This window comes from Armatimonadota bacterium, from assembly GCA_031081675.1.
Taxonomy (GTDB): Bacteria; Sysuimicrobiota; Sysuimicrobiia; order Sysuimicrobiales; family Kaftiobacteriaceae; genus Calidihabitans; species Calidihabitans tengchongensis.
Genome location: JAVHLZ010000014.1, coordinates 1 through 16,055, shown reverse-complemented (window position 1 = coordinate 16,055; position 16,055 = coordinate 1). Strand labels below are relative to the sequence as shown.

Below are 16,055 nucleotides of genomic sequence, written 5' to 3'. Positions count from 1 at the left end.
AGCGATGGCGCGGGTGCGGCTGGAGGGCGTGAGCAAGCGCTTCGGCTCCACGGTGGCCGTGCGCGACGTGACCCTGGACGTCCCCGAAGGCTGCTTCTTCACCCTGCTGGGGCCCAGCGGGTGCGGCAAGACCACCACCCTGCGCATCGTGGCGGGGTTCCACCTGCCCGATCAGGGGGAGGTGTACATCGACGAGCAGCGGGTGACCCATCTCCCGCCCCACCGGCGGCGGACCGCCATGGTGTTCCAGGAGTACGCCCTGTTCCCGCACATGACCGTCTTCGAGAACGTGGCCTACGGCCTGCGGATGCGCCGCGTGCCCGAGGACCAGGTGCGGGCCCGGGTGGCCGCCGCCCTGGAGCTGGTGGGCCTCCCCGGACTGGGGCGCGCGTTTCCCTCCCAGCTGTCCGGCGGCCAGCAGCAGCGGGTCGCCCTGGCCCGGGCGCTGGTGGTGGAGCCCGACGTGCTGCTGCTGGACGAACCGCTGAGTAACCTGGACGCCAAGCTGCGGGTGCGGGTCCGGGGGGAGATCCGCCAGCTGCAGCGCCAGCTGGGCAAGACGGTCCTGTATGTGACCCACGACCAGGAGGAAGCCCTGGCCATCTCGGACCGCATCGCGGTCATGGAGGCGGGGCGCGTCCTGCAGGTGGGCACCCCGGTGGAGATCTACCACCGGCCCGCCCACCGGTTCGTGGCCGACTTTGTGGGCCTGGCGAACTTCCTCGACGGGGAGGTGATCGGTCCCGACGCCGTCCGCTGCGCGGGCGTGGTGGTCCGGCTGCGCGGGGACGGACTGTCGCCGGGGCGCGTGACGGTGATGCTGCGGCCCGAGGCCCTGCGCCTGCACCGCCAGCCGCCGCCGTCGGGAACCGTCCTGCCGGGCCGCATCACCGCCAGTAGCTTCCTGGGCACCCTGGCCCGGTACTGGGTGGCGGCCGGCGGGATCACCTGGATCGTGGACGTGCCGGCGCCGGGCGAGACGGTCTACGAAGGGGAGGTGTTCCTGGAGATTCCCCCGGAGCGGGTGCACGTGCTCCGGGACGACACCGCCAGCGCCTAATCGCATCAGGGAGGAGGGCGACCGATGGGCAAGTGGCAGCTGCCGCCGCCGGGCGGCCACATGGACAAACGCACCGGCATCTACCTGCAGACCATGACCATGCGCGATGTGGAAGAACGCCTGAAGACCAACGACGTGCTGATCGTGCCGCTGGGATCTACCGAAGCCCACGGCCCCAACGCGCCCCTGGGGGAGGACATCTTCCTGGTGACGCGCATGGCCGAGCTCGTGGCCGAGCGCACCGGGTGCACCGTCAGCGAGCCGCTGTGGTTCGGCTCGCACCCCTACCACCACATCGGCATGCCGGGCACCGTGCCGATTCCCGAAGACGTCTTCACCGCCTTCGTGCGGGCCATGATCGCCGGCTTCTGGAACATGGGGTTCCGCAAGCAGATCCTGCTCAACGGCCACGGCCAGGAGTACGTGATCCCCACCGCCATCCACCAGTTCGCCAAGCGCTACCGGGTGCCGGCGCTGATCGTGAACGTGAACTGGTACCACGCCATCCCCGACCACTTCCGGCTGCGGGCGGAGGGCGGACCGTACGAGACCCCGTTCATCCACGCCGACGAGGTGGAGACCAGCTGGTGCCTGGCCCTGTTTCCGGAACTGATGAAGCAGGAGTGGGCGGTGGACAACACGCCGTTCGGCTTCCTGCCCGAAGGGCACGTGGACAAGGCCGGCAACCTCCTGCGGCGGCCCATCGCCTGGTACGGCCACGTGGGCGCCGGACCCATCGAAGTGAAAGCCTATCTGGAGGGGGTCGTGGGCCGGCCCACCCTGGCCCGGGCCGAGAAGGCCCTGCCGGGGGTGGAGGCCCTGCTGGACTACCTGGAGCGGCTGGTCACCGACATCCTGCAGAAGTTCCCGCCCGGCCAGCTGCCTCCCGCGCACCTGCTGACCGAGCGGGACGAGAGGGAGCTGGAGGAGATCCTCAAGGGGCCCGCCCGCGGGGGGAAGAGCATCTACAGCCTGGGGTGGCCGCCGTAGGGAGGAGAGCAACGGGATCGGGGATCCGGAATCTGGGATGAGGGAGTGGGGATCCGGGGACCGGTCCGCCGACAGCCGCTGGTCCCGGGTCCCGGATGACCGACGCCGGCAGAGGCCGTGAAGATCAGCCTGGTGATCTCCGTCGAGGAGACCTCGTTCGCCGCCGTGGCGGCGCAGGCGGACTGGGCCCGGGCCATCGAGCGGGCAGCCGCGCTGGGCTACGACGGGGTGGAGCTGGCAGTGCGCGACCCCCAGGCGGTGGATGCCGACGCGCTGTGGGAGCGCACGCGCCAGGCCGGCCTCACCGTCCCCGCCCTGGGCACCGGGCAGGCCTACCTGGCCGACGGGCTGAGCCTCACCGCCCGGGATCCCGACATCCGCCGGCGGGCCGTGGAGCGCCTGCGGGCGCACCTTGACCTGGCGGCCCGGTGGGGGGCTCTGGTGATCGTGGGCCTGGTGCGCGGGCGGATCGAGGATGGGCGGGAGAGCGCCGACCGCCGCCTGGAGGAGGCGCTACAGCGCCTGCTGCCCGACGCCGAGCGGCTGGGGGTGCGACTGGCCATCGAGCCCATCAACCGGTACGAGACCGACTACCTGGCCACGGTGGGCGAGGTCCTGCAGCTCCTGGACCGGGTCAGGTCGCCCCGGGTGGGGGTGCTGGCCGACACCTTCCACATGAACATCGAGGAGGTCTCCATCGAGGATGCCCTGCGCCACGGCCGGGACCGGCTGTTCCACGTCCACGTGGCCGACAGCAACCGGCGGGCGCCGGGGTGGGGGCACCTGGACTTCCGGAGGATCCTGGGCGTGCTGGAGGAGATCGGGTACGGCGGGTTTCTGTCGGCGGAGATCCTGCCCCTGCCCGATCCGGAGCAGGCGGCGGCGCAGGCGGTGCGCTACCTGCGGGCCCTGCGCGCGACCGCACCATCCTGAAGGAGGGGAGACGATGAGACGGATCGTGGTGGCGGTTCTGGCCGTGCTGCTGGCGTCGCTGGCCGGGCACGCGGCGCCGGCGGGGAAGGTGACGGTGCTGTGCAGTCCCAACGTGGAGTGGTGCGACCTGATCCGGGCCGAATTTCCCAAGGCCACGGGCATCGCGCTGGAGTTCGTGCGCCTCAGTTCCGGCGAGGCCCTGGCCCGGCTGCGGGCCGAGCGGGCCAACCCGGTGTTCGACGTGTGGTTCGGCGGCACCGGCGACCCGCACATCGTGGCCAACGAGGAGGGGCTGACCGAATTCTACCGGCCCCGGGCGTGGGCGGACCTGCGGCCCGAGCTGCGGGAGGCGGTGGCCGGCAAGTACATCCCGCTGTACGCCGGCATTCTGGGATGGGCCATCAATCCCTCGCTGCTGCGGGAGAAGAACATCCCCGAGCCCCGGCGGTGGGAGGACCTGGCCGACCCGCGGCTGCGGGGGCTGGTGGCGTATCCCAACCCCAACACCTCCGGGACCGGGTACACCATGCTGGCCACGGTGGTCCAGCTGTTCGGGGAGGAGAAGGCCTTTGATCTCCTCAAGCGGATCCACCGCAACGTGGCCCAGTACACCCGGGGAGGTGCCGATCCCGGCGTGCTGACCGGGCGCGGGGAGGTGGCGGTGGGCGTCACGTTCGTCCACGACGCGGTCCTGCAGGTGCTGCGGGGGTTCCCCATCACCTACGGGGCAGCCCGGGACGGCACCGGCTACGAGATCGGAGGGCTGAGCCTGGTCAAGGGTGCGCCCAACCGCAGTCACGGCATCACCTTCATCGAGTGGGCCCTCACCCCCGCCGCCCAGGCTCTGGCGGCGCAGGCGGGCTCCTACCAGATCCCGTCCAACTCCAAGACGCCGGTTCCGTCGGTGGCGCCGCGGTTTGAGGCGTTCAACGTGATCAAGTACGACTTCCTGAAGTACGGGAAGGCGTCGGTGCGGGACGGGCTGGTCAACCGGTGGACGAAGGAGGTCTTCCCCCTGCCCAAGTAGGGGGAGCGGTCCATGGCCCAGGTGCTGGTCGCTCCCGCCCGTCCGGCCGTCCGGGTCGTGCCGTCCCTGACGGCGTGGGGGGCGCTGGCGGCCCTGGCCGCCCTGGCCCTGCCGTGGGCGCGCGTGGGGCGCGACCTGGGGGTTTTCGTCCCGCAGACTCTCGGCCTGGACCTGGTGGGACGGGACTGGCGGGTGGCCGTGGCGGTGGCAGCCGGGGCGCTGGCCGCAGTCGCCGGCGGCGCCCCGCTGCCCCTGGCCGCCCGCGGGCGGGCGGCACTCATCCTGGCCGCGGTCGGGCTGGCCGCGACGGCCCTCGCGGTGGGGCAGCGGGGTGCGCCCATGGGGCCGGCGGCCTGGGCGGCGATCCTGGGCTACCTGGCCCTGGCCGGCGCCGCGCTGTCCGCGGCGGGATACCTCCACGCCGACCCGTTCATCGCCGTCGGGATCCTCTGGGCGTGGGGGTTCGTGGCGGCGTTCATCGTGTACCCGCTGGTGGCCGTGCTGCAGGCCAGCGTGGTGGTGCGCGGACATCTCACCCTGGAGGTGGTCCGGGAGACGGTCCGCTCGCCGATCTTCCTGATGGTCAACAACCCCGCCACCCCCGTCCACGAAGGACGCCTGGCGGCCGGGGTGGGCGCGGCGGCCGGCACCGCGGCCGCCCTGGCCGCCGCAGGGTTGCGCCGCGGCGGCCGGACCGCGCTGGCCTGGGGGCTGCGGGCGGGGGTGGGCGTGGGGGCGCTGGCGGCGCTGTACCTGGGGTTCGGGGCGGTGCGCAACAGCGTCCTGCTGGCGGTGGTGGTCAGCACCATCTCCACCGGGCTGGGCTTTCTGTTTGCCCTGCTGGCCGAGCGATCCCGGCTGCCGCTGCGCCGGCTGTTCGGACCTGTGTCCATCCTGCCGATCATCACGCCGCCGTTCGTCCTGGGGCTGGCCATCATCTACCTGTTCGGGCGGCGGGGGTTCATCACGCACCGGGTGCTGGGGCTGTCCACCGCGGCGTTCTTCGGCCCCCTGGGGGTGGCGCTGGCCCAGATCCTGGCCTACACCCCCATCGCCTTCCTGGTCCTGCAGGGGGTGGTGCGGGCGCTGGACATCTCGCAGGAGGAGGCCGCCGAGACCCTGGGCGCTCCCCGCTGGCACGTCCTGCGCACGGTGATCTGGCCGCTGGCGCGCCCGGGGCTGGCCAACGCCTTCCTGCTGGTGGCCATCGAGAGCCTGGCCGACTTCGGCAACCCCATCGTGGTGGGAGGCGACAAGCCCTACCTGGCCACCGAGGTGTTCTTCTCCCTGGTGGGCCGGTACAACCCCCACGAAGCGGCGGTGTTCGGCGCGACGCTGCTCCTGATGACGTTTGCCATCTTCTTCCTCCAGCAGCGGTGGATCGGGCGGGCTGGCTACGTCACCGTGACCGGGCGCCCCACCGCCGGATACCGGCGGCCCCTGCCGGCGGGTCTGGAGTACGGCGGCAACGCCCTGTTCCTCCTGTGGATCCTGCTGACCGCGGTGCTGTACGGCTCGGTGGCCGTGGGCAGCCTCACCAAGTTGTGGGGGTTTGACTATACCCTGACGGCCGCCCACTACCGGGGACTGTCGCCCACCGGGTGGGCGGTGTTCCGCACGTCCGCGGTGCTGGCGGCGATCGCCGCCGTCCCCTCCACGGCGGTCGGGTTCGGGATCGGCTATCTCGTGACCCGCTATGCGTTTGTGGGCCGGCGGGCCCTGGAGGTGGCGTCGATGCTGTCCTTCGCCACGCCCGGCACCGTGATGGGGATCGGCTACATCCTGGCCTTCAACCAGGGCCCTCTGCTGCTGACCGGCACCGAGCTCATCATTATCCTGGCGTTCGTATTCCGCAACATGCCGGTGGCGCTGCGGGCGGGGGTGGCGGCGGTCCTGCAGATCGACCGGTCCCTGGAAGAAGCCTCCACCGTCCTGGCGGCCGGCGCGGCGACCACCCTCCGACGGGTGGTGGTGCCGCTGGTGTGGCCGGCCCTGCTGGCGGGCGCGGTGTTCAGCTTCGTCCGGGCGATGACCGCCATCAGCCAGGTCATCTTCCTGATCACGCCGCGCACCAACCTGGCCACCACCCAGATTCTCTCCTACGTGAACTACGGCACCGTGGGCCTGGCCGCCGCCCTGTCGTGGGTGCTGGTGGTCTTCATGGCGGCCGTCATCGTGGCCCTGTACCTGGCGACCCAGCGGCTGGGCGCGCGCCACGTGGGGGTGGTGCCGACCCTGTGAGGGAGATGCCGTGACAGCCACAGACCAGGCCGTCCGCGTCCGCCTGGACGGGGTGACCAAGACATTCGGCCCGGTGGTGGCGGTGGACCGGGTGACCCTGGACATCCCGCCGGGGCGTCTGGTCACGCTCCTGGGCCCGTCGGGGTGCGGGAAGACCACCACCCTGCGGATCATCGCGGGGCTGGAGAAGCCCACCGCGGGGCGCGTGTACATCGGCGAGGAGGACGTCACCCCGCTGCCGGCGGCCAGCCGGGGAGTGACCCTGGTCTTCCAGGCCTACGCCCTGTTCCCGCACCTCACGGTCTTCGAGAACGTCGCCTACGGCCTGCGGGTACGGCGCCTGCCCGAGTCCGAGATCCGCCGGCGGGTGGCGGAGGCGATGGCCCTGGTGGGACTGCCAGGGCTGGAAGACCGCTACCCGGCCCAGCTGTCCGGCGGCCAGCAGCAGCGGGTGGCGGTGGCCCGGGCCCTGGTGATGCAGCCCCGCGTGCTGCTGTTCGACGAGCCGCTGTCTAACCTGGACGCCAAGCTGCGCAAGCGGGTGCGGGCGGAGATCCGCGACCTGCAGCGGCGGCTGGGCATCACCACCATCTATGTCACCCACGACCAGGCCGAGGCCCTGGCCCTGTCGGACGTGGTGGTGGTGATGAACCAGGGAAAGGTGGAGCAGGTGGGCACGCCCGAGGAGCTGTACCGGCGGCCGGCCAGCCGCTTTGTGGCCGACTTCATCGGAGAGGCCAACCTCCTGCCCGGCCACTACCACGACGGCCAGGTGACCCTGGGGCCGTACCGCTTCGCCTTCCGGCAGGAGGGCGCACCGTCCGGGGCGGTCACAGTGATGGTCCGCCCGGAAGCGGTCGCCATCGCCACCGACGGGGAGGGCCTGCCCGGCCGGGTGCGGGCGGGGTTCTTCATGGGCATGACGCTGGAGTACCTGGTCGAGACCCTCCTGGGCGAGGTGACGGCGGTCGAGCCGCTGTCCGAGCGGGGCCTGCTGCCGCCGGGGACGTCGGTGGTCCTGCGGATGAGGCCGGCGGGTGTGTACCTGCTGCCGGGGGAGGATAGACCGTGAGGCGCGGTGCGCGGGCGCGGACCAGGGGCCCGTCGGCCGGACAGCAGGGCCCCCTGGGTGCACCAGGGAGGGTGGCCGGCCGCACGGCCGGGGGCGCGGCGTTCTCCCCCGACGCGTTTCTTCCCCCCGCAGCCGTCGCCCGCATCACCGACGTCCGCATTCAGCGGCCGCAGGTGGTGGAGGAGGAGGCCGCCGCCCGGCGGCGGCGGGAGCAGATCGCGCCCGACGGGCGCCTGGTCCTGCTGGCCGCCGACCACCCGGCGCGCGGCGTCCTGCGGGCCGGGGCGGACCCGCTGGCCATGGGCAGCCGCCGGGCGCTGCTGGCCCGCATCCTCCGGGTCCTGATCGGCCGGGCGGACGGCGTGATGGCCACCCCGGACATCCTGGAGGAGCTGATGATCCTCCAGCGGCTCGACAAGGAGCGCGGCGGGCCGGGCTTTCTGGACCACAAGGTGCTGGTCGGGTGCATGAACCGGGGCGGGCTGCACGGCAGCGCCTTCGAGCTGGACGACCGCATGACGGCCTTCACCCCCGAGCGCATCGCCTCCCTGGGGCTGGACGGGGCCAAGGTCATGGTGCGGGTGGACCTCTCCGATCCGGCCACCCTGCGGACCCTGGAGGCCTGCGCCCGGGCGGTGACCGCCTGCCACCAGCGGGGGCTGCCGGTGTTCCTGGAGGTGATGATGGTCGCCCGCGGCCGGGAGGGCTACCACGTGGTCCGGACGCCGGAAGCGCTGGTGACGGTGGTGAACATCGCCACCGGTCTGGGGGCCTCCTCTGCGCGGACGTGGCTGAAGGTGCCCTACTGCCCGCAGTTCGAGCGGGTGGCGGAGGCCACCACGTGCCCCCTGCTGCTGCTGGGCGGCGAGACGCGGGGGGCGCCGGGTCCCCTGCTGGAGGAGGTGGCCGCGGCGATGCGGGCCGGCCCGTCGGTGCGGGGAGTCCTGGTGGGCCGCAGCCTCACCTACCCCGGTCCCGAAGACCCCTACGCCGCCGCCGAGGCCCTGTGGGCGGTGGTGCACGAGAAGGCCTCGGTGGACGAGGCCCTGGCGAGGATGGCGGAGGCCCGCGGGCGCCATATGGACCGCTTCGCCCACCTGGCGGCGACCTAGCCGTGGCCGCCCGACCTCAGAGGGAAGGAGGGACGACGGTGCTGCGGTTTTCCGCGAACCTGACCATGCTGTTCACCGAGCGCCCGTTCCTGGAGCGCTTCGAAGCTGCCGCCCGCGCCGGGTTCCGGGCGGTGGAGTACATGTTCCCCTACCAGGAGGACACCGACGCCATCGCCCGCGCCCTGCGGGAGCTGCGGCTGGAGCAGGTCCTGTTCAACCTGCCGGCCGGAGACTGGGCCCGGGGCGACCGGGGGATCGCCACCGACCCCGCCCGGCGCGCCGAGTTCCGGGAGGGGGTGGAGCGGGCGGTGGACCTGGCGCGCCGGTTCGGCTGCCGGCGCCTGAACTGCCTGGTGGGCCGCCGGCTGGCCGAGGTCCCCGCCGACGAGCAGTGGCGGTGCCTGGTGGACAACCTGCGGCATGCGGCCCAGGCGCTGGCGCCCCACGGCATCACGCTGCTGGTGGAGCCCATCAACACCTACGACATCCCCGAGTTCTTCCTGACCACCTCCGCCCAGGCCATCCGCCTGCTGGACGAGGTGGGCGCGCCCAACGCGGCGTTGCAGTACGACGTCTACCACATGCAGCGCATGGAGGGGAACCTCGTGCACACCCTGCGCCGCCTGCACGGGCGCATCGGCCACGTGCAGGTGGCCGACTCCCCGGACCGCCACGAGCCCGGCACCGGCGAGATCCACTACCCGTACGTGCTGCGCCAGCTGGAGGCGCTGGGCTATGCGGGATTCGTGGGGCTGGAGTACCGGCCCAGCCGGACCACGGAGGAGAGCCTGGGGTGGATCGAAGCGATGGGGTTCAGCCGGGGCTGACGCTCCGGCCAGCGGGCCCCCCGCCGCCCGGGCCCCGGCGGCGCCGGGCCGGGGGTGCGCGGGCGGCCGGGACGGCGATGCCAGGACTCCCCACGGGGGGAGGCAGAACTCCAGCAGAGGAGGTGAGGAGGGTGGCCATCATGCGTGGGATAGCCGCGGCCGGTCTGGTGCTGGCGCTGCTGGTGCTCGCTCCGGCCTATGCACAGCAGGCGGTGACCCTCACCGCCTGGACCATCGGTCCGGACAACCCGTCGGTGACCCGCTTTTCCAACCTGCAGGCGGCGGCGGAGCGGCTCAACGCCGACCTGCGGCGGGAGGGCGCGGGGGTCCAGGTCAAGGTGGAGGGGTTCTTCGATACGACCGACTGGGATCCGTTCCTGCGCCGGGTCCTGCTGGCGTTCCAGGGCGGGAACCCTCCCGACATCATCCAGGCGTCGCACCCGCTGACCACCACCTGGGCGGCGGCCGGGTACATCATCGCCCTGGACGACCAGATCCCCCGCTACCGGCAGTTCGCCGACGTGGTGGAGTCCCTGTGGGACGCGGTGCGCTACCGCGGCAAGATCTACGGCATCCCCCAGGACACCGAAGCGCGCCCCCTGTACTTCAACAAGACGCTGCTCCGGCAGCTGGGGTGGACCGACCAGCAGATCGCCGCCCTGCCCCAGCGCATCGTCCGGGGCGAGTTCACCTGGGAGGACGTGCTGGCCACCGCCCGGGAGGCCGTGCAGAAGAAGGTCGTGGAATCCGGCAAGGGCTACTACCACCGGCCGCGCCCGGGCCCGGACTTCCTGCAGTGGTACCGGTCCTTCGGGGGACGCGACTTTGACGCCGCCAGCGGCAAGCTGGTCTTCACCCGGGAGGCGGCCCTGCGCTACTTCCGCTGGCTGCGCGCGGCCGTGGACGCCGGGGTGCTGGAACGCAACCGGCTGGACGGCGACTGGAACCGCTTCCACCAGACCGTCACCGACGGCAAGGTGCTGTTCTTCTCAGGCGGGACGTGGAACTGGGCCGAGTGGGAGCAGCAGTGGGTGACCCGCAAGGGCGGACAGGAGTGGCTGTTCGCCAACTTCGGCTTCGCCCCCCACCCCACCTGGCGGCAGGGCGGGCGGCCCATCACCCTCTCCCAGCCCCAGGCCTACATGGTTTCCTCCGCGTCCAAGAACAAGGCGCTGGCGGTGCGGCTGCTGGCCTACACCACGGTACCGGACCTGGACGCCAAGCACGCGGTGGGCAGCGCCCACCTGCCGGTGCTGAAGACCACCGCCCGGCTGATCGGCGACCGCTTCCTGAAGGAGGTGAGCTACCTGCTCACCTACACCTCTTTCCAGCCGCCCCATCCCGACCTGCCCCGCTGGAATGACGCCCTGTTCCGGGGCGTCTCGGCGGTGGAGTCCGGGCAGGTGACGCCCGAGCAGGCGGTGGAGGTGGTGGCCACCGAGATGCAGCGGGCCCTGCGGGACCAGATCATCGTCGAGTAACCCGGGCGGGTGCGGGCAATTCCGCACCCGCTCCCTCGCCCCATGGCGGAGTCGGACCGGATCGCAGCCCAGGCGGAGGCCGAGGTCGCACCCGCTCGGGTGGCCGCGGGGGCGCGGGTGGCGCGCGCGGCCACGCCGGCTCTGTTCCTGCTGCCGGCCGGCGTGCTGATCGCGCTGTTCTTCCTGGTGCCCGTGGCGACCACCCTGTACCTCTCCCTCACCGACATCTCCACCCTGACCTTCCGCCAGCCCCGGTGGGTGGGGCTGGCCAACTACCGGGACCTGCTCACGGATCCGTTTCTGCCCCGGATCCTGCTGAATACGGTCCGCTACGTGGTCCTGACGCTGCTGTTCAACGTCGGGATGGGGCTGACGCTGGCCGTGCTGACCACCGCCGTGCGGCCGGGGATCGGCAACCAGGCGCGGGCCCTGTGGCTGCTGCCCCGCATCCTGCCGCCGGTGGTGTACGTGCTGGTGTGGCAGGGGATCAGCCGGGAGGCACCGTACGGGCTGCTGGGCATCCTCACCGGCAGCTCCCGGGGGTGGATCACCAGCCATCCGTGGGCCACGGTGGTCCTGGCCAACGGGCTGGTGGGGGCGTCGTTCGGCATGCTGATCTTCACGTCGGCGATCCGGTCCATCTCCCCCGAGCTGTTCTACGCGGCGGCGGTGGACGGGGCCACCACCTGGCAGACGGTGCGGCGGGTGGTCCTGCCGCTCCTGCGCTGGCCCATCCTGTTCGTCACCGCCTACCAGACCCTGTCCCTGCTGACGTCCTTTGAGTACATCCTCCTGCTCACCGACGGCGGCCCGGGTTTTTACACCACCACCGTGTGGTCGCTGCACGCCTACAAGCTGGCCCTGTCCAATTACTACGGCAACGTCCAGTTCGGCCTGGGCGCCGCCATGGCCGCCGTCCTGGTCGTGGTCGGGGTGGTGGTGTCGGTGGTGTACCTGCGGGTGTTCAACTTCCGTCAGCTGGTGGGCGAGCCCAGGATCGAGGTGTCCTGATGCCCCTGCTGCCTCCCCGGTGGCGCCTGCTGGTGGCCGCTCTGGCCCTCCTGAGCCTGCCCATCGTCGCCGGGGTGCTGTGGCTGTTGCTGACCGGGTGGTTTGACCGGGTGCACGGCCTGCTGCCCGTGGGCGGGTGGTCGCCGGGAAACTGGCGGTTTCTGTGGCAGCCCGTGGGCGGCCGGCCGCCTCTGCGGGTCCCGCTGGTGAACTCCCTGGTCTTCGCCGTCGTGGTGGCCGGCCTGGAGGTGGTGGTGGCGTCCCTGGCCGCCTACGCCATCTCCCGGATGTCGTTTCCCGGACGGCGGGCGTTTCTGGGACTGGTCCTGGTCCTGCACGCCTTTCCGGCGGTGAGCCTGCTGATCGCCATCTTCTACATCCTGCGGCTGCTGGGACTGTTCGATACCCTGGTGGGGGTCATCCTGGTCAAGGTGGCCCTGGAGCTGCCGCTGGGGATCTGGCTGATGAAGGGCTTTTTCGACTACCTGTCCTGGGAGATCGAAATGGCCGCCCTGGTGGACGGCATGTCCCGGTGGGGCGTGTTCTGGCGGATCGCCCTGCCCCTGGTGCGGCCGGGACTGCTGGCCCTGGGCACCTTCGCGCTGCTGTCGGCGTGGGGCGAGTTCATCCTGCCGTTCACCCTGATCGTCAGCAGCCAGCGGTGGACCATGGCCATGTACATGCAGAGCTTCCTCAGCGAGGCGTTCACCGATTTCGGAATGATGGCCGCCGTGGGGCTGACCTACGCGGCCCCGGTGCTGGTCCTGTTCGTCCTGGGCCAGCGCTACCTGCTGAGCATCTACGCAGGGGGCGTCAAAGGGTGAAGGGCATCCGACTACGGTTGGAGCGGCTGAGCAAACGCTTTGGCCGGGTGGTGGCGGTGCACGCTCTGGACCTCGAGGTCGGGGCCGGGGAACTGGTGGCGTTTCTGGGACCCTCCGGATGCGGCAAGACCACCACGCTGTTGATGATCGCCGGCATCTACCAGCCCACCAGCGGAGCCATCTATTTTGACGACCGCCGGGTGGACCACCTGCACCCCCGGGACCGGGACGTGGGGATGGTCTTCCAGTCCTACGCCCTGTATCCCCACCTGACCCTGTTTGAGAACATCGCCTTCCCCTTGCGGCTGAAGCGGCTGCCCGCCGGCGAGGTGGCCGCCCGGGTCCGGCGCACCGCCGAGCTGCTCGGCATCGCACCCCTGCTGGACCGCTACCCCGCCCAGGTGTCCGGCGGCCAGCAGCAGCGGGCCGCGCTGGCCCGGGCCCTGGTCAAAGAGCCGCAGGTCCTCCTCCTGGACGAGCCGCTGTCCAACCTGGACGCCCAGATCCGGGTGCAGGCCCGGGGGGAAATCCGCCGGCTGCAGCAGGAGCTGGGGGTGACCACCATCCTGGTGACCCACGACCAGGCCGAGGCGCTGGCCATGGCCGATCGGGTGGCGGTGTTTTCCACGGGCCAGCTGCTCCAGGTGGCCTCTCCCGACGAGCTGTACCGCCGGCCCGCCACCACGTTCGTCGCGCGGTTTGTGGGCCACCCGCCCATGAACCTGCTGGACGGGACGTTCGCCGACGGCCAGTTCATCGCCGGGGGTCGCCGCCTGCCCCTGCCGGTGCGGATCCCGCCGGGCCCGGGATATCTGGGGGTACGGCCCGAGGACCTGCACCTTCAGGGGGACCTGGCGGGCCGGGTGGTCGTGGTGGAATCCCTGGGCCGCCAGGCGCTGGTGACGGTGGACCTGGACGGAGTGGAGCTGAAGGTCCTGGTGGACCAGGCCCGGCGCCCGGCGGTGGGAGCCCGGGTCGGCGTAGGGGTGGAGGTCGACCGGGTGCACCTCTTCGACGCGTCCGGCGTCCGGATCGGCCCATGACGCTGCCCGGGGGCCTGTTCTGGCGGGGCCGGCGGGTCCTGCTCAAGTACCACAAGCTGCTGTCGGGCACCGGCCGTCACCCGCCCAACAGCCTGTCCGCCCTGCGGGAAGTCCTGGACGGCGGAGCGGAGGTCATCGAGTTCGACATCCAGCCCCTGGCCGACGGGGACTACGCCGTGCTCCACGATGAGCGGCTGGAGTCTGAAACCACCGGATGGGGGCCGGTCCGGGCATGCGCGCGCGCGGACCTGAAGACGCTGCGCCTGCGCGGCTCCGACGAACCCCCGGCCACGCTGTCAGACGTGGTCGAGGTGCTGGCCGCCGTCCGGCGGCCGGTGAAGGTCCAGGTGGACTGCAAGGAGTGGCGGCCGTGGTCGGAAGAGCGCGCCCGACACCTCCTGGGGGCGCTGGAGCCCCTGCGGCGCGTCCCCGCCCTGCGCGTGGTGGTGGGCTGCTTGGGCGACTGGAACCTGCGGTTGCTGCACCGGCTGGATCCGACGGTGGCGGTGGGACTGGACTGGATGTTCTATCTGGACGGCCCTGCGGACGAGCACGCACGGCTGCCCACCCGCGTCAACGCCTACGGCTACCTGGACGATCACCCCCTGGGCTTCCGCCGGATCCTGCCCCCCGCTGCCTACCTGGCCGACCGGGTGGACAGCCTCTGCCGCCTGGTGGAGGGGGCGCAGGAGGTCTACCTGCGCAAGGAGTTCCTGCTGCAGGCGCTGGCCGACGGCTTTAACCCGGTCCCGTTCCTGCGGCAGCGCCTGGGCCGGCCCGTGGTGGTGGACGTCTGGACCCTCAACGAGGGGCCCGACAGTCAGAACGACCTGCGGGCGGTGCTGGAGGCCGGCGTGGACCAGGTCACTACCGACACCGCCGTCCAGCTGGCCGCCCGCGTGCCCCCATGAGCGCGTGGCTGCGGGCCGGGCGTCTGCTGGTGATCGCCCACCGGGGGGCGTCGGCCGCAGCGCCGGAGAACACCCTGGCGGCGTTCCGGCGGGCGGCCGACGACGGCGCCGACGGCATCGAGCTGGACGTGCGCGCCACCTCCGACGGCCATCTGGTCGTCCTCCACGACGCCGACGTCTCCCGGACCACCGACGGCGCCGGTGCGGTGGCCGCGCTGACCCTGGCCCAGCTGCGGCGGCTCGACGCCGGGTCGTGGTTCGGCCCGGCGTTTGCCGGAGAGCGGGTGCCCCTGCTGGAGGAGGTCCTGGGGTGGGCCCGCGGCCGCCTGCTGGTGGACGTGGAGGTCAAAGCGGCCGGGCTGGAAGACGCCCTGGTGGAGGTGGTCCGCCGGACCGGGACGGCGGATCAGGTGCTGGTCTCCGCCTTCGATCCTCAGATTCTGGTGCGCACCCGCGAGCGGGCGCCAGACCTTCCTCTCGGCCTGCTGCAGGTCCTCCCCGATCCCGACGCGGCCGCCGCCCTGGGGGTGCCCGTGTGGCTGCCCGCGGTGGCCGCGCTCACCGACGGGCTTCTGCGGCGGTCCCGGGAGCGGGGACTGCGGGTCATCCCCTGGACGGCGCACACCGAAGCGGATCTGCGCCGCGCCGCCGCCCTCGGAGTGGACGGGATCATCGTGAACGACCCGGCGTGGGCCCGCCGGGTGCTCACTTCTCGGGTTCCACCAGCCCCTTGACGAACCACCGCTGCATGATCACCACCACCGCCACCGGCGGCAGCATGGCCAGCAGGGCCGTGGCCATGATCAGGGGCCAGTCCACCAGGGCCTCCCCCGTCCCGATCATGCGGGTGATGCCGATGACCACGGTCTCCATCTGCTGGCCGGTGGTGACCAGCAGGGGCCACAGGTACTGGTTCCACCCGTAGATGAACAGGATGACGAACAGGGCGGCCGTGGTGGTCGAGGACAGCGGCAGGGCCACGCTCCAGAAGAACCGCATGGGGGTCGCCCCATCCACCTTGGCGGCGTCCACCAGCTCGTCGGGGATGGTGAGGAAGAACTGGCGGAAGATCAGGGTGGCGGTGGCGGACGCGATCAGGGGGATGGTCAGGCCGGGAAACGTGTTGACCGGCCCCAGGTCGGCCACCACCTTGTAGGTGGGGATGATGCGGACCTCCACGGGCGGCATGAGGGTGATGAAGATCATCCAGAACAGGGCCATCCGCAGGGGGAACTCGAAGAACACCACCGCGAACGCCGACAGCAGGGAGATGGCGATCTTGCCGGTGGCAATGGTCAGGGCCATGATCAAGCTGTTGCGCATCATCCGCCGCACCGGGGGAGCCTGGACCCGCTCGCCGGTGCCGGTGCGCCACGCCCGCCCGTAGGTGTCGACCAGGTGGGGGCCCGGCCGCAGGCCCATCTCGCCCCGGGCCACGGTGCCCAGGTCGTGGGTGGACCCCACAAACGCCACGTAGACCGGGAAGGCGAAGACCATCACCCCCACCAGCAGCGTGAGGTGGG

The 16,055-nt window shown here is 71.8% G+C and carries 15 protein-coding genes; 14 read left to right on the top strand and 1 reads right to left on the bottom strand.

What is annotated here, in order from left to right:
• Positions 1 to 4 precede the first annotated feature (4 nt).
• The 14 genes from RB150_06800 to RB150_06735 all read left to right on the top strand — a co-directional run bounded on the left by RB150_06800 (position 5) and on the right by RB150_06735 (position 15,266).
• A complete protein-coding gene (locus tag RB150_06800) occupies positions 5 to 1,060 on the top strand; it encodes an ABC transporter ATP-binding protein (GenBank protein ID MDQ7820241.1) in 1,056 nt (351 codons plus the stop codon).
• Between the two features lie 24 nt (positions 1,061 to 1,084).
• Entirely contained in the window at positions 1,085 to 2,050 is a 966-nt protein-coding gene (gene iolN / locus RB150_06795; GenBank protein MDQ7820240.1) for a 3-dehydro-scyllo-inosose hydrolase, read from the top strand.
• A gap of 117 nt (positions 2,051 to 2,167) precedes the next feature.
• A complete protein-coding gene (gene iolO / locus RB150_06790; GenBank protein ID MDQ7820239.1) occupies positions 2,168 to 2,983 on the top strand; it encodes a 5-keto-L-gluconate epimerase in 816 nt (271 codons plus the stop codon).
• 13 nt (positions 2,984 to 2,996) lie between these two features.
• A complete protein-coding gene (locus RB150_06785; protein ID MDQ7820238.1) occupies positions 2,997 to 4,010 on the top strand; it encodes an ABC transporter substrate-binding protein in 1,014 nt (337 codons plus the stop codon).
• 12 nt (positions 4,011 to 4,022) lie between these two features.
• Positions 4,023 to 6,251, top strand: coding sequence for an iron ABC transporter permease (locus tag RB150_06780; protein MDQ7820237.1), 2,229 nt, complete (start codon positions 4,023 to 4,025; stop codon positions 6,249 to 6,251).
• 10 nt (positions 6,252 to 6,261) lie between these two features.
• Positions 6,262 to 7,323 (top strand): ABC transporter ATP-binding protein, encoded by a 1,062-nt coding sequence (locus RB150_06775; GenBank protein ID MDQ7820236.1) that lies wholly within the window; start codon positions 6,262 to 6,264, stop codon positions 7,321 to 7,323.
• Positions 7,324 to 7,394: 71 nt separating this feature from the next.
• Positions 7,395 to 8,435, top strand: coding sequence for a hypothetical protein (locus RB150_06770; protein MDQ7820235.1), 1,041 nt, complete (start codon positions 7,395 to 7,397; stop codon positions 8,433 to 8,435).
• 38 nt (positions 8,436 to 8,473) lie between these two features.
• Positions 8,474 to 9,262, top strand: a complete 789-nt coding sequence (gene hyi / locus RB150_06765) for a hydroxypyruvate isomerase (GenBank protein ID MDQ7820234.1) — start codon at positions 8,474 to 8,476, stop codon at positions 9,260 to 9,262.
• Between the two features lie 140 nt (positions 9,263 to 9,402).
• A complete protein-coding gene (locus RB150_06760; GenBank protein ID MDQ7820233.1) occupies positions 9,403 to 10,743 on the top strand; it encodes an extracellular solute-binding protein in 1,341 nt (446 codons plus the stop codon).
• A 42-nt stretch (positions 10,744 to 10,785) separates the two neighbouring features.
• Positions 10,786 to 11,754, top strand: a complete 969-nt coding sequence (locus RB150_06755; GenBank protein MDQ7820232.1) for a sugar ABC transporter permease — start codon at positions 10,786 to 10,788, stop codon at positions 11,752 to 11,754.
• Complete coding sequence (locus RB150_06750) at positions 11,754 to 12,578, top strand: carbohydrate ABC transporter permease (GenBank protein MDQ7820231.1); 825 nt, start codon at positions 11,754 to 11,756, stop codon at positions 12,576 to 12,578. Before RB150_06755 ends, RB150_06750 begins: the two co-directional genes overlap by 1 nt.
• On the top strand, positions 12,575 to 13,621 hold the full coding sequence (locus RB150_06745; protein MDQ7820230.1) for an ABC transporter ATP-binding protein: 1,047 nt from the start codon (positions 12,575 to 12,577) through the stop codon (positions 13,619 to 13,621). Before RB150_06750 ends, RB150_06745 begins: the two co-directional genes overlap by 4 nt.
• Positions 13,618 to 14,532 carry a glycerophosphodiester phosphodiesterase family protein gene (locus RB150_06740; protein MDQ7820229.1) on the top strand — a complete coding sequence of 305 codons (915 nt, stop codon included), beginning with the start codon at positions 13,618 to 13,620 and terminating at the stop codon, positions 14,530 to 14,532. The genes RB150_06745 and RB150_06740 overlap by 4 nt, the downstream gene beginning before the upstream one ends.
• On the top strand, positions 14,529 to 15,266 hold the full coding sequence (locus tag RB150_06735; protein ID MDQ7820228.1) for a glycerophosphodiester phosphodiesterase family protein: 738 nt from the start codon (positions 14,529 to 14,531) through the stop codon (positions 15,264 to 15,266). The genes RB150_06740 and RB150_06735 overlap by 4 nt, the downstream gene beginning before the upstream one ends.
• On the opposite strand, the gene ugpE is transcribed toward RB150_06735, so the two are convergent.
• Positions 15,238 to 16,055, bottom strand: an 818-nt coding sequence (gene ugpE, locus RB150_06730) for a sn-glycerol-3-phosphate ABC transporter permease UgpE (protein ID MDQ7820227.1), incomplete at its 5' end; no start/stop codon positions are given. The two genes, RB150_06735 and ugpE, sit on opposite strands and share 29 nt — an antisense overlap.